Source organism: Paraburkholderia sp. OAS925, assembly GCF_040543975.1.
GTDB classification, from domain to species: Bacteria; Pseudomonadota; Gammaproteobacteria; order Burkholderiales; family Burkholderiaceae; genus Paraburkholderia; species Paraburkholderia graminis.
The window spans coordinates 2,474,036-2,496,948 of sequence record NZ_JBEUNO010000001.1; the positions used below are offsets into that span (position 1 = coordinate 2,474,036).

17 protein-coding genes are annotated in these 22,913 nt (G+C 63.6%); 11 read left to right on the forward strand and 6 right to left on the reverse strand.

All coding sequences use genetic code 11. The features are described from left to right. Positions 1-10: 10 nt before the first annotated feature. A complete protein-coding gene (cobA, locus tag ABIE53_RS10820) occupies positions 11-790 on the reverse strand; it encodes a uroporphyrinogen-III C-methyltransferase (RefSeq protein ID WP_114156128.1) in 780 nt (259 codons plus the stop codon). Positions 791-1,574: 784 nt separating this feature from the next. Between cobA and nirB the strand changes: the two genes are divergently transcribed. The 5 genes from nirB (at position 1,575) to ABIE53_RS10845 (ending at position 7,355) form a co-directional block, all read left to right on the forward strand. Continuing rightward, a complete protein-coding gene (gene nirB, locus ABIE53_RS10825) occupies positions 1,575-4,115 on the forward strand; it encodes a nitrite reductase large subunit NirB (RefSeq protein ID WP_114156130.1) in 2,541 nt (846 codons plus the stop codon). 33 nt (positions 4,116-4,148) lie between these two features. Beyond that, positions 4,149-4,502 carry a nitrite reductase small subunit NirD gene (gene nirD, locus ABIE53_RS10830; RefSeq protein ID WP_114156131.1) on the forward strand — a complete coding sequence of 118 codons (354 nt, stop codon included), beginning with the start codon at positions 4,149-4,151 and terminating at the stop codon, positions 4,500-4,502. A gap of 149 nt (positions 4,503-4,651) precedes the next feature. Beyond that, entirely contained in the window at positions 4,652-6,019 is a 1,368-nt protein-coding gene (locus ABIE53_RS10835) for an MFS transporter (protein WP_006049016.1), read from the forward strand. 37 nt (positions 6,020-6,056) lie between these two features. Continuing rightward, positions 6,057-6,779: a type IV pili methyl-accepting chemotaxis transducer N-terminal domain-containing protein gene (locus ABIE53_RS10840; RefSeq protein WP_114156132.1), complete on the forward strand. Its 723-nt coding sequence runs from the start codon at positions 6,057-6,059 to the stop codon at positions 6,777-6,779. A gap of 75 nt (positions 6,780-6,854) precedes the next feature. Beyond that, complete coding sequence (locus tag ABIE53_RS10845; protein ID WP_192698869.1) at positions 6,855-7,355, forward strand: MgtC/SapB family protein; 501 nt, start codon at positions 6,855-6,857, stop codon at positions 7,353-7,355. A 13-nt stretch (positions 7,356-7,368) separates the two neighbouring features. On the opposite strand, the gene ABIE53_RS10850 is transcribed toward ABIE53_RS10845, so the two are convergent. Continuing rightward, positions 7,369-8,547: a porin gene (locus tag ABIE53_RS10850; protein ID WP_029968447.1), complete on the reverse strand. Its 1,179-nt coding sequence runs from the start codon at positions 8,545-8,547 to the stop codon at positions 7,369-7,371. Between the two features lie 274 nt (positions 8,548-8,821). Here ABIE53_RS10850 and aldA point away from each other — a divergent pair, with 274 nt between their 5' ends. The 4 genes from aldA to ABIE53_RS10870 all read left to right on the forward strand — a co-directional run bounded on the left by aldA (position 8,822) and on the right by ABIE53_RS10870 (position 14,623). Beyond that, positions 8,822-10,276: an aldehyde dehydrogenase gene (gene aldA / locus ABIE53_RS10855; RefSeq protein ID WP_114156704.1), complete on the forward strand. Its 1,455-nt coding sequence runs from the start codon at positions 8,822-8,824 to the stop codon at positions 10,274-10,276. A 102-nt stretch (positions 10,277-10,378) separates the two neighbouring features. Further along, positions 10,379-11,725 (forward strand): MFS transporter, encoded by a 1,347-nt coding sequence (locus ABIE53_RS10860; protein WP_114156134.1) that lies wholly within the window; start codon positions 10,379-10,381, stop codon positions 11,723-11,725. Further along, positions 11,726-12,943, forward strand: coding sequence for a mandelate racemase/muconate lactonizing enzyme family protein (locus ABIE53_RS10865; RefSeq protein ID WP_114156135.1), 1,218 nt, complete (start codon positions 11,726-11,728; stop codon positions 12,941-12,943). Between the two features lie 3 nt (positions 12,944-12,946). Beyond that, positions 12,947-14,623 (forward strand): GMC family oxidoreductase, encoded by a 1,677-nt coding sequence (locus tag ABIE53_RS10870; protein ID WP_114156136.1) that lies wholly within the window; start codon positions 12,947-12,949, stop codon positions 14,621-14,623. A 121-nt stretch (positions 14,624-14,744) separates the two neighbouring features. Here the strand turns inward: ABIE53_RS10870 and ABIE53_RS10875 are convergent, their stop codons facing one another. Beyond that, positions 14,745-15,677, reverse strand: a complete 933-nt coding sequence (locus tag ABIE53_RS10875) for a LysR substrate-binding domain-containing protein (RefSeq protein WP_114156137.1) — start codon at positions 15,675-15,677, stop codon at positions 14,745-14,747. Between the two features lie 311 nt (positions 15,678-15,988). Continuing rightward, positions 15,989-16,354, reverse strand: coding sequence for a hypothetical protein (locus tag ABIE53_RS10880; protein WP_006049025.1), 366 nt, complete (start codon positions 16,352-16,354; stop codon positions 15,989-15,991). Positions 16,355-16,698: 344 nt separating this feature from the next. Here ABIE53_RS10880 and ABIE53_RS10885 point away from each other — a divergent pair, with 344 nt between their 5' ends. Beyond that, positions 16,699-17,322: a glutathione S-transferase family protein gene (locus ABIE53_RS10885; protein WP_029968457.1), complete on the forward strand. Its 624-nt coding sequence runs from the start codon at positions 16,699-16,701 to the stop codon at positions 17,320-17,322. Positions 17,323-17,438: 116 nt separating this feature from the next. Here ABIE53_RS10885 and fabV read toward each other — a convergent pair whose 3' ends face one another. Then, entirely contained in the window at positions 17,439-18,635 is a 1,197-nt protein-coding gene (gene fabV / locus ABIE53_RS10890) for an enoyl-ACP reductase FabV (RefSeq protein WP_006049027.1), read from the reverse strand. Between the two features lie 309 nt (positions 18,636-18,944). Between fabV and ABIE53_RS10895 the strand changes: the two genes are divergently transcribed. Continuing rightward, positions 18,945-21,461, forward strand: coding sequence for a penicillin-binding protein 1A (locus tag ABIE53_RS10895; protein WP_114156138.1), 2,517 nt, complete (start codon positions 18,945-18,947; stop codon positions 21,459-21,461). A 52-nt stretch (positions 21,462-21,513) separates the two neighbouring features. Here the strand turns inward: ABIE53_RS10895 and ABIE53_RS10900 are convergent, their stop codons facing one another. Continuing rightward, the gene (locus ABIE53_RS10900) at positions 21,514-22,866 is read right to left on the reverse strand and encodes an MFS transporter (RefSeq protein ID WP_029968461.1); all 1,353 of its coding nucleotides are present in this window, start codon (positions 22,864-22,866) and stop codon (positions 21,514-21,516) included. Positions 22,867-22,913: the final 47 nt, after the last annotated feature.

Below are 22,913 nucleotides of genomic sequence, written 5' to 3' on the forward strand. Positions count from 1 at the left end.
GTGACGTGCGTCACGCAGCCCGAGCACGCGCCGATTCATCGTGCGATGCCGCGTCTTGCACCCACATCGCTTCCACACTTTCGCCGATCGCATCGCCCACCAGGATCACGGCGGGACTGCCGAAGCCCGCGTCGGCAGCATCGGCGGCGAGACGATCGAGGCGCGTCATCAAGCGCCGTTCATTCGCGCTGCCGGCCCACTGCACGACCGCTGCGGGCGTCTCGGCGGGCAGGCTCGCGAGCAACGCGGCGGCGAGGCTCTCGATCCGCCGCATGCCCATATAGATCGCGAGCGTGGTGCGCGTCGCGGCGAGCGCGGCCCAATCGGGTTCGCCGTGATCCTCTTTGTGCGCGGTGACGAAGGTCACGCCATGACAATGACGGCGATGCGTGAGCGAAATGCCGAGGCCCGTCGCGGCAGCGAAGCCCGATGAAATGCCGTTCACGATCTCGACCGGAATGCCGGCCTCGCGCAGGCTCGCGAGTTCTTCTCCCGCGCGGCCGAACAGCAGCGCTTCGCCGCCTTTCACGCGCACCACATGCAAGCCCTTCTGCGCGTAACGCCGCATCAGGCGCTCGATAAAAGCCTGCGGCGTCGAGCGGCAGCCGCCGCGTTTGCCGACGCGAATCACGCGCGCTTGCGGCGCGAGCGACACGATCTCGGGATTCGCCAGGTCGTCGAGCAGCACGACGTCGGCGGCGGCGAGCGCTTTCGCGGCCCGCAGCGTGAGCAGATCGAGTTCGCCTGGGCCGGCGCTCAATAACGTGACCTTGCCGGAGTTCGTGTTCATCGCGATGTCCTTTTGATTCTCTGGTGGCCGGCGGCTTTGGTGTGCCTCGTGTGCCGCCGGCGCAAAAACAAAAACGGCGTCCTCTCGCGATGATCACGAGGGGACGCCGTTGTCCGATGCTGCTGCGTTGCTTGCTGTGTTGCTGACTTGTTCGATGCGTCGCGAGGCACTGCGTTGTGTCTCGCGCGATGGTCGCGTGTTGCGCTCTGGCTGCGTTGCCGGAGTCGAACGTCGAACGCGACGCGCATCGTGTTTATGCAAGGAGCAGGCCAACGGAGCGCTTGCGCGGTAACGGCATGCGTATTCGTTCGACGCAAAGCGCCGATGACTCGCGCGCCGACGCTCGCGCTCCCGCATTCGAGTCGCCGTTGCACGCTTGAAAAAGCCGGGTAGGGAGCGCGCTTCCCGCGCCGCCGATCCACGCACGTTTCGCACGCACACAGTGCTGCGTCGCACCATCGCTGTGCTGACGTGCATCGAAATACGTCGCGCGTCGAGTCCTTCATACGATGCCGCGATTCCTCGCAAAACCACGCGCTGCAAGGCTCACGAGCCTATAAAACCCCATTGGCACAGCCCTTGCATTTAACGGTCCCATCGGATCAACGACGATCCGCCGTGAGCGCACACAAAGCGCTCGCCGCAGCACCCAGGTCAGGACAACGGCGTCCCCCGAATTCAGTCATCGACTGGGTTCGCGGGACGCCGTTTTTATTTCCGGCGCCGCTTTGCCGATGACGGCAGCGCGGCAGCCGATGCCCAGCACATTGAGGAAACCGCGGTCATGAAAATCATCGTTATCGGTCACGGGATGGTCGGTCACAAACTGGTCGAGTGTCTGGCGCAAGACGCCGCGCACGGCCTCGACATCACCGTGCTGTGCGAAGAACCGCGTCCCGCGTACGACCGCGTGCACCTGTCCGAATTCTTCGCGGGCAAGTCCGCAGACGACCTCTCGCTTGTCGAGCCCGGCTTTTTCGAGCGCGAGAACGTGCTGCTCAAACTCAACGCGAAGGCCGTGTCGATCGATCGCGACGCGCACACGGTCGCGCTTTCCAGTGGCGAGACGCTTGCCTACGACAAGCTCGTGATGGCCACCGGTTCGTCGCCGTTCGTGCCGCCCGTGGCAGGCCGCGAGCGCCGCGATTGCTTCGTCTACCGAACTATCGAGGATCTCGAAGCGATGCAGGAATGCGGCGCGCGCTCGAAGACGGGCACCGTCGTCGGCGGCGGGCTGCTCGGTCTCGAATGCGCGAAGGCGCTGCGCGACATGGGCCTGCAAACGCATGTGGTCGAGTTCGCGCCGCGCCTGATGGCCGTGCAGGTCGACGAAGGCGGCGGCCGCGTGCTGCGCGCGAAGATCGAGGAACTCGGCGTGACGGTCCACACGCAGAAGAACACCACGGCAATCGTCGACGGCGAAGCGGGCACGCACCGCATACAGTTCGCCGACGGCTCGCATCTGGACACCGACATGATCGTGTTCTCCGCGGGCATCCGTCCGCGCGACGAACTGGCGCGCGCATGCGGCCTCGAAGTCGGCGCGCGTGGCGGCATTTCCATCGACGCGGCGTGCCGCACGAGCGATCCCGACATCTACGCAATCGGCGAATGTGCCGCATGGAACGGCATGGTGTACGGCCTCGTCGCGCCGGGCTACGACATGGCGCGCGTGGCCGCGAAACATCTGCTCGGCGACGACGCGGCCTTCGCGGGCGCCGACATGAGCACGAAACTGAAGCTGATGGGCGTGGACGTCGCGAGCATCGGCGATGCGCACGGCACGACGCCGGGCAGCCGCGCGTACCAGTTCAGCGACGAGCGCAAGCAGGTCTACAAGAAGCTGGTCGTCTCCGAATGCGGCAAGCAGTTGCTGGGCGCGGTCATGGTCGGCGACGCGAGCGAATACGGCACGCTGCTGCAGATGATGCTCAACGGTATCGAGCTGCCCGAGTCGCCCGAATTCCTGATCCTGCCGCCAAGCGACGGCGCCGCGAAACCGGGCCTCGGCGTCGACGCGTTGCCCGACACGGCGCAGATCTGTTCGTGCAACAACGTGTCGAAGGCCGAACTGTGCGCCGCCGTTTGCGCGGGCGCGACCGACATCGGCGCATTGAAATGCGCGACCACCGCGGGCACGTCGTGCGGCGGTTGCGTGCCGCTCGTCACGCAGGTGATGAAGGCCGAGATGAAGAAGCAGGGCCTCGCCGTGAACAATCATGTGTGCGAGCACTTTGCATATTCGCGCCAGGAGCTCTATCACATCGTGCGAGTGGAAGGCGTGCGCAGCTTCGGCGAACTGCTGTCACGGCACGGCCACGGTCTGGGCTGCGACATCTGCAAGCCGGTGGTGGCGAGCATTCTCGCGTCGTGCTGGAACGAATTCGTGCTGAAGAAAGAGCACGCGTCGTTGCAGGACACCAACGACTACTACCTCGCGAACATTCAGCGCGACGGCACCTATTCGGTGGTGCCGCGCATGCCGGGCGGCGAAGTGACGCCGGACGGGCTGATCGCCGTCGCGCAGGTCGCGAAGAAATACGGCCTCTACACGAAGATCACGGGCGGCCAGCGCGTGGACCTGTTCGGCGCGCGCGTCGAGCAGTTGCCGCTGATCTGGGAAGAGCTGATCGCAGCCGGCTTCGAATCGGGGCATGCGTACGGCAAATCGCTGCGCACGGTGAAGTCGTGCGTCGGCTCGACGTGGTGCCGTTATGGCGTCGGCGATTCGGTCGGGCTCGCGGTCGAACTCGAGAACCGCTACAAGGGCTTGCGCACGCCGCACAAGATCAAGTTCGGCGTGTCGGGCTGCACCCGCGAATGCGCGGAAGCGCAGGGCAAGGACGTCGGCGTGATCGCGACCGAGAAGGGCTGGAATCTCTATGTGTGCGGCAACGGCGGGATGAAGCCGCGGCATGCGGAACTGATCGCGTCGGACCTCGATCGCGAGACGCTCGTGCGCTACATCGACCGTTTCCTGATGTTCTATGTACGCACCGCCGACCGTCTGCAACGCACCAGCGTGTGGCGCGAAAGCCTGGAAGGCGGGCTTCAGTATCTGATCGACGTGGTCGTACACGACAAGCTCGACGTCGCCACGGAACTCGAAGCGGACATGCAGCGCGTGGTCGACACGTACGAATGCGAGTGGAAGAAAGCGGTCACCGATCCGGAGACGCGCAAGCGCTTCCGTCACTTTGTCAACAGCGATCAGGCCGACAGCACTGTGACGTTCGTTCAGGAGCGCGGACAGATTCGCCCGGCCACGCCGGAGGAACGTCAGTCGAAGCTCGCTGCGATTCCTGTCGTAGTCGAAACCGTTTGATTTTTAGCGTCATCGAAAATGAGGAGCTCCGCCATGAGTAACGACCGCTTGCCGCAAACCTGGACCCCTGTTTGCACGCTCGACGACATCGTTCCGAACACGGGCGTCTGCGCGCTCGTCAAAGGCGAACAGGTCGCCGTATTTCACGTGAACACGGACCAAGATCAGGCCGCGGTGTACGCGATCGAAAACTTCGATCCGGGCTCGCGCGCGGCCGTGCTTTCGCGCGGGCTGATCGGCAGTCTCGGCGAGCGCGTCGTGGTGGCTTCGCCGATCTACAAGCATCACTTCGATCTGCGCACCGGCGAGTGCCTCGAAACGCCCGCGCATTCCGTCAGCGCATTTCCCGCGCGCGTCGAAAACGGCCAGGTGTGGGTCGCCGTTTGAGCCGGTACGTTTCACCGCTGCATAAGAACGGCCCGCATGGCACAGACGTTGCATTGACAGCGCGGGGTCCAAACAGAGTGATCATTCCGGTGCGCGGCGAAGCATACGGCCAGCCGGGTGATCGAAAATCAGTTTAATGAGGATGTCTGATGAAAAACGTGATGAGCTCGCTTAAGAGCGGCGATTGGCGCGCGCTGGTGGCGTGTTTCCTTTATTTCGACACGGGCTTTACCGTGTGGGTGCTGTATGGCCCGCTCGCGCCGTTCATCAGCAAAAGCATTTCGATGACGCCGGCGCAGCAGGGCCTGCTCGTCGCGGTGCCCGTGCTCTCCGCGGCGATCCTGCGCGTGACGCTCGGCAACCTCTATCAGTCGGCGCACGGCAAGCGCATTGCGCTGCTCGGCGTGCTGCTCTCGGCGGTGCCGACCATCGTGTTGCCGGTGCTGCCGTTCGTTCCGTCGTACACGCTGCTGCTCGTGCTCGGCGTGTTTCTCGGCGTGGGCGGTGCGAGCTTCGCAGTCGCGTTGCCGATGGCCGGCAGCAACTATCCGCCGAAAGTGCAGGGCCTCGTGCTGGGGCTTGCCGCTGCGGGCAACATCGGCGCCGTGCTCGACGGCTTCCTGTTTCCGCAGCTCGCCACGCACTACGGCTGGCAGGTCGCAACCGGCGGCGCATTGCCGCTGCTCGCGATCGCCGCGATCACGCTGTACTTCTGGGCCAACGATTCCGGCGTGAAGACAGGCAGCGTGCTGCGTGCCTTCGGCGGTTTCGCGGTGACGCTCGTCGGTCTGATCGTGCTCGTGCTGCTCGTCGAAGCGGGCATCTTCGGTTCGGGCAAGACCGGCGTGCTGCTGTTGCCGGTGATCGGCGCGCTGCTCGCGATTGCGGTGCTGCCCAAGCGCTATCGCTCGGTGCTCGCGGAGCGCGATACGTGGGTCATCATGCTCGTGTACAGCATCACGTTCGGCGGTTTCGTCGGCATGTCCTCGTATGTTTCGCTGCTGCTCACCAACCTCTATCAGCTCTCGAAGATCGACGCGGGTCTCTTCATGGCCTTGCTCGCCGCAACCGGCGCGCTGGTGCGTCCGCTCGGCGGCCTGATCGCCGACAAGGTGTCCGGCGTGCGCGCGCTGACGGTGCTGCTCGCGACGATTTCGCTGTGCGACCTTGTGTTCGCGGCAGTCATGCCTTCGCTCGCAGGCGGCATCGCGCTGCTGGTGTGCCTGTACCTGGCGTTCGGACTCGGCAATGGTGCAACTTTCCAGCTCGTGCCGCATCGCTGGGCTGGCCGCACGGGCTTGATGTCGGGCATCGTCGGCGCGGCGGGCGGGATTGGCGGCTTCTATCTGCCGGTCGTGATGGGTATCGCTAAGGAAAGCACCGGTTCGTATCAGATGGGCTTTGCGACCTTCGGCGCGCTGGCCGCCTGCGCGTTCCTCGCGATCGTCGCGCTGCGCCGTCCGTGGATGGCGTGGTCGATGCAATCTGCCGGCATGCACGCGCATGCTACGGAGTGATGCGGCGCTTTGATCTGAACCTTCACAAACAAATAGCGTGAGCACGATAGAACGGATTCAGACAGTGCGGGCCGACGCAGCGCAAACCGACGTGTCCAGCGAAGTGTTGAGCTCGTTGATCAACATCGCTGGGCGTCAACGGATGCTCTCGCAGCGCATCGTCTTCAAGGCGATGCTCGCGCTGCGTCAAAGCGACGGCGCGCTCGCGATCGCGCGAGACACGCTGCGCACCTTCGCGGACAGCCACGCGGCGCTCGTGCAAGGCCGCGACGGTCTGCCGGGGCTCTTTTCACCGGCGTTGCGCGAGGCCTTTCACGGGATGGGCAATGACAAAGACAAGGGCAACGGCAACGGACACGTCGCGAAGAAAATCGCCGACTTCATCGCAGTGGCGTCGGCCGCGCTCGACGCGATAGGACGCGACTCGGCACGCGACTCGGCACGCGCCGAAGACGCCGTGCAGGCGTTGATCGCGTGCGCCGATCCGTTGCTGAACGACCTGCATGGCATCACGGCGGTCTACGAACAGGAGAGCCGGCGCATTGCCCGCTTGCAGAAAAAAGAGCAGCAGCAATTGATCGAACGAATCAAGTCGATCGCGAAGGAAGCGCATATCGTGTCCTTCAACGGTCAGATCGTGGCGAGCCGCACCAATGTGACCGGTCGCGAGTTCGCGGTCGTTGCGGGCGTGATGACTTCGGTCACGAAGGAACTCGAGTCCGTGGTGAGCGCCTTCGTGAAGAAGACAGCGTCCGCCTGATCCGCGCGCCGAGGTCTGCCCACCCGATGCTATCCCGGCTATGCTTGACGTTTTCGCCAACGTCGGGTCAGCCATATGAACAGCGGATCGCAAACGGTGTGGGAAACGGTGTGGCAGACGGCCAAGGGTGAGTTCTCGGACCTCGGCAGCGCGGCCGATCTGACTCAGGTGCTGATGCGTCTCGGCATCGCGCTCGTGCTCGGCGGCGTGATCGGTTTCGAGCGCGAGATCTCGCGGCGCGATGCCGGCATGCGCACGCATATGATGGTCGCCGTGGGCGCGGCGCTATTCGTCGTGGTGCCGCTGCACGCCGGCTTTTCGCAAGACAATATGAGCCGCGTGCTGCAAGGGCTCGTGTCGGGCATCGGCTTTCTCGGCGCGGGCGCCGTCATCAAGCTCAGTGCGCAGCGCGAGGTGCGCGGCCTGACGACGGCCGCAAGCCTGTGGCTGAGCGCGGGTGTGGGCATGGCGGCGGGCCTTGGGCGCGAAGCCACCGCGATTCTGAGCGTGGTCATTGCGCTGCTGATTCTCTCGAGCGCGCGACTCGTGAAAGGCCGCTCGCATCCACGAAAATAAGCGTGCGTCGACGTTAGAACTTATGACGCAGCGCGACTCGCGCGGCGACCTGCGTACCCGTCGACGACGGCGCCTGCACGCCCGGAATAAACGCGTTATCGAGGATCGAATGCGTCGAGTCTCCCGTGACCTTCTGGTACACGCCCTGCACGTAGACGTCCGTGCGTTTGGACAGGTTGTAGTCCGCCATCAGACCGGCCGAATGAATCTTCGGCTTCACGCCGCCTGACGACGCGTCGTAATTCTCCATCGTGTACACGTACTGCGCACCGACGAAAAACGCGGGCGTGAACTGGTATTTGCCGTTCACTTCGAAATTCTGGTACTTCAGCGTGTTCAACGTCACGCCCGCCGCCGCGAGCGGCACGCCGATATAGCCGTTGCCCGTTGGGCTCCTGTAGCTGGAGTTCGTGTAGGCGAAACCGGCGGTGGCCGAGCCGAACGTGTAGTTGATGCCGCCGCCGAAAACCCGCATGCGTCCGGCGATGAAGCTCGCGTCGTTCGCCGTGATTGCGCCGGTCGCGCCCACGCCGGGGTTGTTCGCCTGCAGATAAGCAGCCGCAATCAGAAGCCCGCCGGTCGCGTACTGCGCGCCGAAGCTGTACGCGCGATTGTTCGCGAAGTTCGTGTCGTTGCTGAAGCTGTAGACGCCGCCGATCTGCAGGCCCGCGAAGTTCGGGCTCGCGTATTTCACGCTGTTGCCGAGGCGAAACGAGTTGTCGGTGTTGTCGTTGTCGTACGGATGCGCGAACAGATAGCCGGCCCAGTTGCCGTTCGCCGTGGTCTGCGCGAGGTAATCGACAACCGAGTCGTACTGTCGTCCGAACGTGAGTGTGCCGAACCGGTTGTCGCTCAAACCCACGTACGCCTGGCGGCCGAACATGCGGCCGCCCTGGCCGAGCCGCCCCGAATTGATGTCGAAGCCGTTTTCCAACTGGAACACGGCCTGCATGCCGCCGCCCAGATCTTCCGAGCCCTTCAGGCCCCAGCGACTGCCTTGTGCGTAGCCGCTCGCCATTTCCCATACCGCGCCGCGTCCGGCGTTGTTGGTGTAGTCGAGGCCTTCGTCGAGCACGCCGTACAGCGTCACGCTGCTTTGCGCGAACGCGCAGGGACTGGCCAGCGAGGCGAGGGCGGCGATAGCGCCCGCAATGGCCTTGGCACTAGCCGTGGCGAACAGGTTCTTTCTCATCATCGTGAACTCCAGACGTTGGTAATGAGCGGCCCGATGCCAGGACTCGGCGCGGCCGCTGCTTTTTGGCGAAGCCCGGATTCTGCTATTCGAGATGCGGCTCGCGTATGAGGCACATCCCTGGATAAACGTGATTTTTTCGAATGTTTGTCCCGCGAATTATTCGCTTGTGGCCGGTAATCAGGCCGACAAAAATTCCGTTCATGCACTTTTGCATGAAGCCGGAAACGCAAGGCATGCGTTTTCCGCAGGCAAGAAAACGAAGGAGACGAACATGCGACTCGACCGGAACTACGTGAACGGCCGCTTTCTCGAACCGGCCGCCGATGCCGGTTCACCCACGCATCAGGCGTTGATCGCCGTCCACAACCCAGCGACCGAAGCGCTCATTGCGCACGTCACCGCCGCGACTCGTGCGGAAGCCGTGGCCGCCGTCGATGCCGCCGCGCTCGCGCAAAAGGCCTGGCGCAAACTGCCGTCGGTGGAACGCGGCGCGTGGCTGCACAAGCTCGCCGACGCGCTCACCGAATGCGCGCCGGCCATCGGCGCGGCGCTCGCGCTCGAATCGGGCAAGAGTCTCGCCGATGCCACGAACGAAGCGATCTACGCCGCGCAGATCACGCGTTACCACGCAGAGTGGGCGCGGCGCATCGAAGGCGAAGTGATTCCAAGCGATACGCCCGACGAAAACCTCGTGCTGCATCGCGAGCCGATCGGCGTGGTCGCGTGCCTGATTCCGTTCAACTACCCGGTCTACACGTTCATGCGCAAGGTGGCGCCCGCGCTGATCGCGGGCAACACGGTCGTCGTGCGGCCAAGCAACAACACGCCGACCTCGGCGTTCGAAATCGCCAAGGCCGTCGAGAAGGCCGGTTTGCCCGCAGGCGTCGTCAACATTCTCGCGATGGATCATGCGACTGCCGAGGCGCTCTGCACGCATCCCAAGGTCGGCATGATCACGTTGACGGGCAGCGTCGGCGCGGGCCGCAAGGTGCTCGATTACTGCAAGGCGAATATCGCGAAGCCGTCGCTCGAACTGGGCGGCAAGACGCCGGCCATTATCGAAGCCGACGCCGATCTGGAAAAAGCCGCGCGTGAACTGGTCGCGTCGAAAACCACGCACTGCGGCCAGCTTTGCACGGCGATCGAACGCGTCTATGTGCAGGAAAGCGTGCATGACCGCTTCGTCGCGCTGCTCAAGCGCCACATGAGCGCAGTCGAGTTCGGCGACCGCGGCGAACAGCCGTCGCTGATGGGTCCGCTCGTCAATGAAGCATCGCGTCAGTCGATTCACGCGATGGTCGAGCGCGCGGTTGCAGCAGGCGCGACGCTGGAAACAGGCGGCAAGCTGCCGGCATCGACGGAACGCAAAGGGTTCTTCTATCCGGCCACGTTGTTGTCGAACTGCCGGCAGGACATGGAGATCGTGCAGGAAGAGACCTTCGGCCCCGTGATGCCGGTCGTCAAATACCGCACGCTCGACGAAGCACTCGAGATGGCCAACGATCACCAGTTCGGTTTGTCGTCGGTGCTTTACACCGAGAACTATCGCAGCGCGATGAAGATCGCCAACGGCATCGAAGCGGGCGAGTTGTATGTGAACCGCACGCCGGCCGATCCGTATCAGGGCTTTCATGCGGGCTGGAAACGCTCGGGCCTCGGCGGCGACGACGGCAAGCACGGCATGCTCGAATTCACGCAGACGCGTCTTGTCGTCATGAAGTACTGATGCAAACACGCAGCAAAACGCTGCTCATTCATTACAAAACATCAAAACATATTGGAGACTCACGGGCCGCTCATGCGGCGCGGTGTCTCTCAGGAGGCTCACGTGTCATCTCAACCCGTCCGATCCGCTTCGAACGCCGCTGCACTCGCGTTAAACGAAAACGACCTGCAAGCCGCGCTGCAAAACACCAAAGCGCGCCGTTATACGCAACTGATGTTGCTGGTTCTCGCAGCCGGCGCGATCTATCCGATCCTGTATCTGCGGCAGGTTTATCAGCCGACGATGCTCGAAGTGTTTCATATCACCGATAGCCAACTCGGCTATCTGTATTCGTCGCTCGGCACGATTTTTCTGCTCAGCTATCTGCCGAGCGGCTGGCTCGCGGATCGCATCGCGCCACGCCTGTTGATCTGTTTTTCGCTGATCGCGACCGGCGCACTGGGGCTCTGGTATTCGACCGCGCCTTCGTTTCAGATGCTGATGCTGATCTTCGGCGGCTGGGGCTTGTCGACCGGCCTGACGTTCTGGGCCGCTGTGATCAAACGCGTGACGATGATCGCCGGCGCCGACGAGCAAGGCCGCTTCTTCGGTCTGCTCGACGGCGGGCGCGGGCTCATCGAGGCGATGCTCGCGACCGTCGCGATCACGCTGTTCGCATGGGCGACGCAGACGAAGGGCGAGTCCGTCGCCGCGGGTTTCAGAATGGTCGTCTACATGTACGCGTTCTTGTGCATTGCGCTCGGTGTGGTGCTGGTTCTCGTGAAAGACCCGCAAGGCGAGCAGGGCGCGCGTGACGACGCGGCCAATCGCGCTGCGCGCCGGCGCAACAACGTGCTCGCCGATCTCGCCACGCTCGCAAAGATTCCGGAGTTGTGGCTCGTCGCGGCGATCGTGTTCTGCGGCTATCAGGTGTTCTGGGCGACGTATAGCTTTTCCGCTTATCTGCACGAAGGCGAAATCGGCCTGACCGTCGTCATGGCCGGTACGATCACCACGCTCAAACTGTGGATGCGGCCGATTGGCGGCATCGGCGGCGGCTTTCTCGGCGACCGTTACTCGAAGGTATCGGTGCTGGTCATCGCGCTGTTCCTCGCCGCGCTGTCCCTGCTCGGACTGATGGCCGCACCACGCATTGCGAGCCACGTATTGCTGGTGTTCCTCGTGCTGTTCATCGGCATTCTGACCTACGCGATTCGCGGGCTTTACTGGTCGCTGCTGGACCGCTGCAACATTCCCGTTTCGACGATGGGCCTCGCCATCGGCCTCATCTCCGTACTCGGTTATTCGCCCGATGTATTTTTGCCGCTCATCAACGGTTATCTGACGCAGACGTTCCCCGGCGTATTCGGCTATCAGCTGTATTTCGGCTATGTGGCGGCGATGGCTGCGCTCGGCGGTTTTGCGGGGCTCGCGTTGAGAAACATGCTTAACAGGAAAGAGGTTGCGTAAATGAAAGTTGTCTCGCTCGAAACGCATATCGTTGCCGTACCGCCGCCGCACGTGGGCGGCATGTACTGGATCTTCGTCAAGCTGAAAACCGACTGCGGTATTGAAGGCGTCGGCGAAATCTATTCGGCGACGTTTCATCCGAAAGCAATGACGCATATCGTCGACGATGTGTTTGCGCGCTATCTGCTCGACAAGGACCCGCATCATATTGAGCGCTTGTGGCGCGAAGCCTATTCGAGCGGCTTCACGCAACGTCCCGATCTGACGATGATGGGCGTGGTGAGCGGCCTCGAAATGGCGTGCTGGGACATCATCGGCAAGGCGGCAGGCAAGCCGGTTTACGAATTGCTCGGCGGCATGGTGAATCAGCGTCTGCGCTCATACACGTACCTGTACCCGAAGAACAGCCGCGGCGAATACGACTACGACGATCCCGACCTTGCCGCCGAATGCGCCGCCGGGAATGTGAAGCGCGGCTTTACCGCGGTGAAGTTCGATCCGGCCGGGCCGTACACAGCGTACTCGGGGCATCAACTGTCGATGGAAGTACTCGACCGCTGCGAGACATTCTGCCGCCGCGTGCGTGACGCGGTGGGCAGCAAGGCCGATCTGCTGTTCGGCACGCATGGACAGATGGTGCCTTCATCGGCAATCCGGCTTGCGAAGCGCCTCGAAAAATACGATCCGCTATGGTTCGAGGAACCCGTGCCGCCCGGCCAGGAAGACGCGATGGCGCAAGTCTCGCGGCACACGAGCATTCCGATTGCAGCCGGCGAGCGGCTGACTACGAAGTACGAATTTTTCAGGCTGCTGCAAGCGGGCGCCGCATCGATTCTGCAATTGAACGTGGCGCGCGTGGGCGGTCTGCTCGAAGCGAAGAAAGTGGCCGCGCTCGCCGAGGTGTATTACGCGCAGATCGCGCCGCATCTGTACAACGGTCCGATTGGTGCGGCCGCAAGCATTCAACTGGCGACATGCACGCCGAACTTCCTGATTCAGGAAAGCATCGGCACGTGGGACGGTTTTCATGCGGCGGTTTTGAAGAAGCCGATTCAATGGGAAGACGGCTACATCATTCCGTCGCGCGAACCTGGCCTTGGCGTCGAGCTGAACATGGAAGTCGTCGCACAGCACACGCCGTACACAGGCGAGCGTCTGCATCTGCAAATGGCCGCACAACCTGCCGACGTGAAAGATCTGGCGCCGGCCAAGGGTTAGAGCATGAACTACGATTACATCATCGTCGGCGCGGGTTCGGCGGGCTGCATTCTCGCCAATCGCCTGTCGGCGTCGGGCCAATATTCGGTGCTGCTGCTCGAGGCGGGCGGCAAGGACAGTTCGTTCTGGTTCAGGATTCCAGTGGGTTTTACAAAGACCTACTACAACGAAACCTATAACTGGATGTATTACAGCGAGCCGGAAAAAGCGCTGGATAACCGGCCTATTTACTGTCCGCGCGGCAAGGTGCAGGGCGGCTCGGGCTCCATCAACGCGATGATTTACGTGCGCGGGCAAGCGGGCGATTTCGACGATTGGGCGGCAGCGGGCAACTCCGGCTGGGCGTTTCGCGACGTGCTACCGTATTTCCGCAAGCTCGAATCGCATCCGCTTGGCAATACGAAATATCACGGCGCCGATGGGCCGATCCGCATCTCGCCGATGAAAGACGCCGTGCATCCGATTTGCCACGTCTTTCTGAAGGGCTGCGATCAGGCCGGCTATCAGCGCAGCGACGACTTCAACGGCGCGCAATTCGAAGGCGCCGGTATTTACGATGTCAACACGCGCAATGGTCAGCGCTCGTCGAGCAGCTTCGAGTATCTGCATCCGGCGCTCGCGCGGAAGAATCTCACGATCGAGCATAACGTGCTGGTCGATCGTGTGCTGTTCGACGGCGAGCGGCGCGCGATTGGCGTGAGCGTCACGCAGAACGGCGTCGCGCAGAAAAGCGCCGTGCGGCGTTTCATGGCGAATCGCGAGGTGATCTTGTGCGCGGGCGCGGTCGATTCGCCGAAGCTCTTGCAATTATCCGGCGTCGGCGACAGTGCGCTGCTCACGAAACACGGCATCGCCACCGTCAATGAGTTGCCCGCCGTCGGCCGCAATTTGCAGGACCATTTGTGCGTGAGCTTCTACTACCGCGCGAACGTCAAAACGCTCAACGACGAAATGCGGCCGCTTCTCGGCAAGCTCAAGCTCGGGCTGCAATATCTGCTCACGCGCAAGGGGCCGCTTGCAATGAGCGTGAATCAGTCGGGCGGTTTTTTCAAAGGCAGCGAACGCGAGGCGCAGCCGAACCTGCAGCTTTACTTCAATCCGCTGTCGTACCGGATTCCGAAGAGCAGCAAGGCGAATCTCGAACCGGAGCCGTACTCGGGCTTCCTGCTCGCATTCAACCCTTGCCGGCCGACGAGCCGCGGCTCGATCGAAATCGCGTCGAATCGCGCGGCCGACGCCGCGAAGATTCGGCTGAACGCGCTCAGCACGCAGAAGGACATCGACGAAGTGATTCAGGGTTGCGAACTCGTGCGCAAGATCATGGGCTCGCCGGCACTGAAGGAGATCACAGTCGAGGAAATCTCGCCGGGGCCGCAGGTCGCGTCGCGCGAGGACTTCCTGCAATATTTCCGCGAGCAGTCCGGCTCGATCTATCACCTGTGCGGCTCGTGCGCGATGGGCGACGATCCGCGGACGTCGGTGGTGGATGCGCGTTTGCGCGTGCACGGCATGGCGGGCTTGCGCGTCGTCGATGCGTCGATCTTCCCGAACATCACATCCGGCAACATCAATGCGCCGACGATGATGGTCGCGGAGAAGGGCGCCGACATGATTCTCCAAGACGCCGCCGCGCAGGGTGCGCGCGAGCCTGAGGTGGCGGAGTGGGCTAGCGCCGCTTGAGGGATGTCGGCGTTGTGTTCAAGCTGACGAGGACAGCGCGCCGAGGCAATGCGATCGGCGCGTTTTTTATCGGCACTCTGTGAAAAACAAACGCGGTTGACGCCGCGCGTTTCACTACACGTTAGACGTCGCCGAGCGGCATCGCCTCCGAGCCCTCGAAAGACCGTTCGCCCAGCCACATTTCCTGTTGCAGCCAGTCGCGAAACAGCGCGACGTGCGGCAATTCCTCCTGCCCGGCGCGCGTCACAAGCCAGTACGACTGATGGCCGTCGACGTGCACGTTCAGCACCTGCACCAGTTGCCCGTCGGCGAGTTCACGCGCGACCATGTGACGGTCGGCGATCGTCACACCGAGGCCGTCGATGGCCGCACGAATCGCGTGGTCGAGCAGATCGAATTCATAGCCGCCGCGCGTATCCACATTGTCGATTCCGGCCGCCTTGAGCCAGTGTTGCCACGTGAGGTAGCGCTGATCCGCGCTCGCCAATACGTGCAGCAGCGTGAATTCGTTCAGATCGATCGACGCGCGCCCCGCCTGGCGCGCGAGCAGCGCGGGCGCGCAAACGGCGACGTGCCGTTCGTTCATCAACAGACGATTGTCGAAACCTTCCCACTCGCCGTTGCCGAAGCGGATCGCGCAATCCAGCACGCCGGATTCCGCGAGCTTGTCGTCGATGCGCGTCGACAGGCTCAGTTCGAGATGCGGGTGCGCGTCGCGCAGCCGGCCGAGACGCGGCATCAGCCAGCGGCTCGTGAAGGTGGGCGGTGCGTTGATACGCAGCCGGTTGCGATGCGTTTTCTCCTGCAGGCTGCGCACCGTCAGTTCGATACGGTCGAACGATTGCTGCAGCGCCTGCAACAGCACGCGCCCGGCCGCCGACAGTTCGAGATGGTGATGATGGCGTTGCAGCAGCGTCTCGCCGATTTGCGCCTCGAGTTGACGCACTTGCCGGCTCACGGCGCTTTGCGTGACGTTCAGCAATTCCGCGGCGCGCGTGAAGCTGCCGGTGCGGCCAGCCACTTCGAAGGCTTTGAGCGCGTTCAGCGCCGGCATTTTGCGTTTCAAGATGTTCGACCGGGAGAGGGAAGCGCGACGCGCGATGTGCCCGGTATTTTAGCGGCTGGGGAGAGGGAGGCGAGGTGGTTTGGGCGGGTGTTTTTTGCGGAGGGGACGGGGGAGGGAAGGCGTGTCGCGCAGGTGTTTTCGCGGGTTTGAAGAGATGGCGAGCACGGCGAAGCGCGAGATGCGGACTTGCTGCTGAAACGGCTTCCCGCACCGCCGGGGTTCGGCGCCAGCATTTCCGGGGAACGTTCGTCTTTGAGCTTGCGGGCAGAAACCGCGCGGCCTTTGCCCTCCTACAGCAATCAGTCCGCCGTCCGCCGGTCCGCCAGCGCCTTCTCGCAGTCCGCGAGAACCTGCCGGACGAGCCGCGCTTGCGGATCGAGTTCGTCGGTGTCGAGAATTTCCTCGACGGCGTCGCGGGCCCAGTCAGTGTCGACGAAGCGCGCGTGCCGGCGGGCGATTTCCAGCGCGGTGGCCGACAGCTTGGCGATGGCGAGCCAGTCGGCCTCGCGCGCGCGCCGGTCGAGCCATTTGTGGGCGGCCTGCACGTGGAACGCCGCGTCGGGCCAGTCCTCGTTGAGGTAGTAAGCGCCGAGGCTGCCGCATGTGAGCCAGCACAACAGCTCCAGACGGTCCCGCGGACTCAGATGGTGGCGTACATCACTCATGGCGACGCTCGCTGCGGTAAATTGCTTTCCGGGGGAGGCGGCGTGCGGCCGTCCTCCGCATGGATTAACAATATCACGCAGAATTCATCAGCGGCAATTCCCGGGCGTACCCTGGCGCACGCGGGGCGGCGCTTTGTTCGGGCGCTGGTTTAACGGCGGCCCACTCGCCCCGTTGGCACAAAACCGGACACGAGCGCGAGGCGCGCGGCAAGCAAGCAGCAAGAGCCGGTAACGAGGCGCCCGGCAAGCAACGCGCCCAACCGCGCAGGCACCCGCCGCGCCCCAGCGGAAAATCCGCCAACGCGCTAACGTAACGGTTCCTTCCACCACCGCATCCACGCCCCATGCTGCAGATTCTCGGCAAACCTACCTCCATCAACGTGCGCAAGGTGCTGTGGACCTGCGCGGAACTCGGCCTCGCGTTCGAACGGGAAGATTGGGGCGCGGGGTTCCGTCCAACCAACGTCCCCGAATTTCTCGCGCTGAATCCGAACGCGATGGTTCCCGTCATCAGGGACGGCGACTTCGTTCTATGGGAGTCGAACTCGATCATCCGCTATCTCGCGGGGCGCTATGGCGGCGAGTGGCTTTATCCGGCCGACCCGCGCGAACGCGCGCGCTGCGACCAGTGGATCGACTGGCAGGCAAGCGAATTGAACCGCTCGTGGAGCTACGCGTTTCTCGCGCTCGTGCGGCAATCGCCGGCTCATCGCGATGCGCAGCAGATCGAGGCGTCGCGCGCGAACTGGGCGAAGCACATGGCAATCGTCGAAGGACAATTGCAGCGCACCGGCGCGTTCATCGCGGGCGACGCCTTCTCGCTCGCGGACATTCCGATCGCGCTATCGATCAACCGTTGGCTCGAAACCCCAATTGCACGCGACGATCTGCCCGCGGTCGACACTTATATGACGCGCCTTGCGTCGCGCGATGCGTATCGCGAGTACTGCCGCAACGGCACGCCGTAAGCGCGACAGCATCAGCGAGCGAGGGGGAGAAAAAGCAGAGGAGGAAGCAAACGAGACAAACAATGCGGGGCGCAGCGGCCCCGCATTCTCAAAACGCGGCTAAAACCCGCAAAAACTCAGACCTGAACAAGCCGCGGAATCTGCACGTCGGGATTCACGTCGGCCTCATAGTCGACGCCCGCGATCTCGAAGCCGAACAACCGCAGAAAGTCGGTCTTATAGCCGGCGAAATCCGTGAGTTCGTAGATCGTGTCGTTCGTCACCTGGCCCCACAGCGCTTCCACGCGTTGCTGCACTTCCGGGTCCAGCTCCTTGTAGTCCGCGCGCAAACGGCCTTCTTCGTCGATATGCGGCGCCGCGCCGTACAAGCTGTCCTTGTATAGGCCATAAACCTGCTCGATACAGCCTTCGTGCGTGCCTTTCTCCTTCATCACCTTGAAGAGCAGCGACAGATAGAGCGGCATCATCGGAATCGCGGAACTCGCCTGCGTGACGACCGCCTTCAGCACCGACACGCGCGCGTCGCCGCCTTTGGCCGCGAGCTTCGCGCGGATATCGAGCACCTTCTGGTCGAGGTCCTTCTTGGCCGCGCCGATCGAGCCGTTCCAGTAGATGTCGTGCGTGATCTTCTCGCCGAGGTAGGTGAACGCGGTGGTCTTCGCGCCGTCCGCGAGCACGCCCGCTTCGAGCAGCGCGTCGATCCACATTTGCCAGTCTTCGCCGCCCATCACCGCGACCGTGTGGTCGATTTCGGTTTGCGTGGCCGGTTCGAGCACGGTTTCCTTGATCACTTCCTTGTCGGTATCGATGCCGCGCAGCGTGACTGCCTTGCCGACCGGCTTGAGCGTGGACGTGAACACCTCGCCGGTTTTCGGATGCGTGCGCTTCGGTGCGGCGAGGCTGTAGACCACGAGGTCGACCTGGCCGAGATCGCGCTTGATGACTTCGATGGTGCGCGCCTTCACTTCGTCGGAAAACGCGTCGCCGTTGATGCTCGTCGCGTAGAGGCCCTCGGCGGCGGCGAACTTCTCGAACGCCGCGCTGTTGTACCAGCCTGCCGTGCCGGCCTTCGATTCGCTGCCGCCGCGCTCGAAAAACACGCCGAGCGTGTCCGCGCCGCAGCCGAACGCTGCGCTGATGCGAGCGGCCAGTCCGTAGCCCGTGGATGCGCCGATCACGAGCACCTTCTTCGGGCCGTTCGCAATGGGACCGCGTGCCTTGACGTAGTCGATCTGTTCCTTGACGTTGGCCTCGCAGCCCGTCGGATGGGTGGTTACGCAGATGAAGCCACGCACGCGCGGTTTGATGATCATGAAGCACCTCTTGTCGGAATTGGCGACATTATAGTGGCCCGCGCGGCTGCTGGCGCGGCGCGCGGGATCGGCTGCGGGGAGCGGCAAACAGGCAGCAGACGAGCGGCACACGAGCGGCGAGCGAGCAACAAACGAGCGGCGAGCCGCGGCAAGAACCGGCAAAGCCGCCGAAAAGCATCGGCAAAGCAGCAACAAACGCACAACAAAGCTGCAATAAAGCCACCGCCGTCCCACGGCTGCACGGGCAAAAATCAGCCCAACCCGCACATCTTGGTAGGATTCAGCCTTTTCCCGCAGACGGTAGCCAGCGTGAAGCGCCTTATTCCCCTGATTCTGGAGACACTCGACCGAGGTCTAACCCGCGTGAACCCGCTCGTGGCCGCGGCGCTGTGGCATCTGCGCCATCCGACCCGCCGCGGCGTACTCAAGGCGTGCGCGGCGCTTCCGCTGCTGTTCGTGCTGTATGTGCTGGTCCTGATTCCGTTCACACCGGGCATCGGCGATATTCGCAAGGCGAAGATCGAGCAGCCGGCGCGCATTCTCTCGGCAGACGGCAAACTGCTCGCCGAGTTCAAGCCGTCCAACCGCGAGTGGGTCAAGCTGAAGGACATCTCGCCGAACGTGGTCAATGCGCTGATCGCTACCGAAGACCATCGCTTCTATCAGCATTTCGGGCTCGACTGGCGGCGCACGGCATCGGCCGCGCTGCATACGTTTTCTGGCGACCGGCAGGGCGGCTCGACCATCACGCAGCAACTCGCGCGCAATCTTTATCCCGACGAAATCGGCCGCGCGCCGACGCTCACGCGCAAGCTCAAGGAAGCGATCACGGCCTTCAAGATCGAAGCGCTCTATACGAAGGACGAGATCCTCGAAACCTACCTGAACACCGTGCCGTTTCTGTACAACGCGTACGGCATCGAGATGGCCGCGCGCACGTACTTCGACAAGTCGGCGTCGGAGCTGAACGTGCTCGAAAGCGCGACGCTCGCGGGCATGCTGAAGGGCAACAGCTATTACAACCCGGTGCTCAATCCGGAGCGCGCATTGCAGCGGCGCAATACCGTGCTCGCGCAGATGGTGAAGTTCGGCAAGCTCACGCCCGCCGCGTATCAGACGCTCAGTAAAAAGCCGTTGCGCATCGACTTCGAGCGGCAGACCGAGCCGCCCGGACCCGCGCCGCACTTCGCGCAGCAACTGCGCAAATGGCTTGCGGCATGGGCCGACCGCAACGACTACAACCTGTATTCGGACGGCCTCGTGGTGCGCACCACGATCGATTCGCGTCTGCAGACGATGGCCACGCAGGCGGTCATTTTGCAGGGCAACCAGTTGCAAGGCATCGCGAATGCGGCGTGGGGCAGCCGTGCCGGTTGTTCGAACGGCAAGGACCTGCTCGCGACGTTCCTGCGCGAAACGCCCGACTACCGCGCCGCGAAAGATACGGGCCTCTCCGACGACGACGCGCTCAAGCGCGTGTCGGCGAACCGCGGCCTCGTGCAGTCGGTATGCGAATCGAAAACGCGCGTGCAGGCCGATTTTCTCGCGATGGACCCGCGCAACGGCCAGATCCGCGCGTGGGTCGGCAGCCGCGATTTCAGCCAGGACCCGTTCGATCATGTGCAGCAGGCGCGGCGTCAGCCGGGCTCGACCTTCAAGCCGTTCGTCTACGCGGCGGCCTTCGAGGCGGGCGCGAAACCGTCTGATACCTTGCTCGATCAGCCCGTCGAAATTCAACTCGCGGGCGGCGAAGTCTGGCGTCCGGGCGACGAGGACGAACCGAGCGAGCGGCCCATCACGCTGCGCGACGGCCTCGCGTATTCGCGCAACCGCATCACCGCGCAACTGATGCAGACAGTCGGTCCGAACAAGGTCGCGCGGCTCGCCCGCGCGATGGGCGTGCGCGACAGTCCGCTCGAGGCGGTGCCGTCGCTGGCATTGGGCACGAGCCCGGTCACGCTGAAGGAAATGGTCTCGGCATACGGCACGATCGCCAACCTCGGCGGATACGTCGAGCCGGTGATGGTCACGCGCATCGAGGACCGCAACGGCGAGGTGCTGGCCGACTTCGCGCCGACGCCGCCGCAGCAGGAACTGTCCGCCGATGCGGCGCGCACGCTCGTCGACGTGATGCGCGACGTCGTCAATCGCGGCACCGGATCGGCGATACGCGGACGCTTCGGCGTGCGCGGCGACGTCGCCGGCAAGACCGGCACGACGCAGGGCAACGCGGACGGCTGGTTCATCCTGATCCATCCGCAACTCGTGGCCGGCGCGTGGGTCGGTTTCAACGACAGCCGCGTGACCTTGCGCAGCGATTACTGGGGGCAGGGGGCGCATAGCGCGCTGCCGATCGTCGGCGATTTTTTCCAGCGCGCGCAGCGCTCGAAGCTCGTCGACACGCGCGTCAAATTCGACACCGAGCACCAGCCTGGCTGGTTCGCCGAGCGTTCGGAGCGGTTGCGGGCGTGGTTCCAGCTACTGTTTCCGTCGACGGCGCCGACGGTCAAGCCGGATGCGGCGGTGACTGCGCGGAATACGACGCGGCGCGCGCCGGTTGAGGTTGTTTCGTCGGAGGCGGGGGCGGCTGCGTCGGCTGCTGCTTCGGCAGCCGCGGCGGCGAGCGAAGACACGCGGGCGCTGCCGCCGTTGCTGACGGCGCCTGGCGCGGCTTCAGGTGCGGCGGTTCTGAATGAGCCGGTCCACGGCGAAGCGCGCGGCGCCGGCACAGCGGCGTCGGCACCGACGCCCACGCCCGACGACGTGATGCCGCCGGACGCGGTGAGCGTCGAAGGTCAGCCGAGCGGAGCGGGTGCGTCGGAGTGAATCTCGACGCGAATGTCGACGTGACTGTCGGCGCAAGTCACGTGAGCCTCGCCTAATACTCCGCCACGCCTGGCCGCCCCGGCGCTTCCCGCTGCGCCGCGCCCGCCGACGTCTCCAGCGCCGTATCGTGATGCAGCAGCAGCGCGGCGGCCGCGCCGACGAGTCCCGCGCCTCCGAGGCACAGGAGGCCCGCGCCGAAGCCGCCGGTGCTGTCCTTGATCCAGCCCATCGCGTAAGGTCCGAAGAAGCCCGCGAGGTTGCCGAGCGAATTGATCGCGGCGATGCCGCCCGCCGCTGCCGCGCCCGAGAGGAACGCGGCCGGCAGCGTCCAGATAACGGGCAGGCAGCCGAAAATGCCGAAGCCGGCGATCGACAGCGCGATCATTTTCTGCACCGGATTATCGAGCCCCGCCGACGCCGCGATGCCAACCGCGGCCACCGTCAGCGCGAAAGCGACATGGCGTTTGCGTTCGAGCTTGCGGTCCGAATGACGTCCCCAATAGACCATGCTGATCACGCCGACGATATACGGCAACGACGTCACGAAGCCCGTCTGCAAGTTGGTCAAGCCGAACGACTTCACGATCTGCGGCAGGAAAAAGCTCAAACCATAATTCGTTGCGTTTGCACCGAAGTAGATGAGCGCGATGGCAAGCACCCGCCGATTGAAAAGCGCTTCCTTCACGCTGAATGCATGCGCGGCCTCGCGATGTTCGCGCTCCTGCTTCTGACGCGCGACGAGCCATTCGCGTTCGTCGTCGGCAAGCCAGGTTGCGTCGGCCGGCTTGTCGGTCAGGTAGAACCAGACCGCGAACGCGAGCAGCAGCGCGGGCGCCGCTTCGATCAGATAAACCCATTGCCAGCCGGCGAGCCCGCCGAAGCCATCCATGGAAAGCAGGGCGCCTGAAATGGGACCGCCTATCACCGTGGATAACGGAATCGCCGCCATGAAATAGCCGACCACGCGGCCGCGATAGGCCGCCGGAAACCACAATGTGAGCAGGAAAATGACGCCGGGAAAGAAGCCCGCTTCGGCCACGCCGAGCAGAACGCGCAAGCCGTAAAAAACATGCGCCGCCGAAAACCCCGTGTATTGCGCGATATGTGGGATATACGCCATCGCGCCGGCGAGCAGGCCCCACGTGAACATGATTCTCGCGATCCAGCGACGCGCGCCGAACTTCTCGAGCAGCAGGTTGGACGGCACTTCGAAAAAGAAGTACGCGATAAAGAAAATCCCCGCGCCAAAGCCGAATGCACTCGCGGAAAGGCCGAGCGCCTTGTTCATCTGCAGCGCGGCGAAGCCGACGTTCACGCGGTCCAGATAGGCGATGAAATAGCAGACGATCAGGAACGGCACGAGCCGAACCGTCACACGTTTCATGGTACGTGCTTCGAGTTCCATCGATGTCTCCTCCAGTTCATTGTCCGGATGGTTCAGAAGATGCCGTT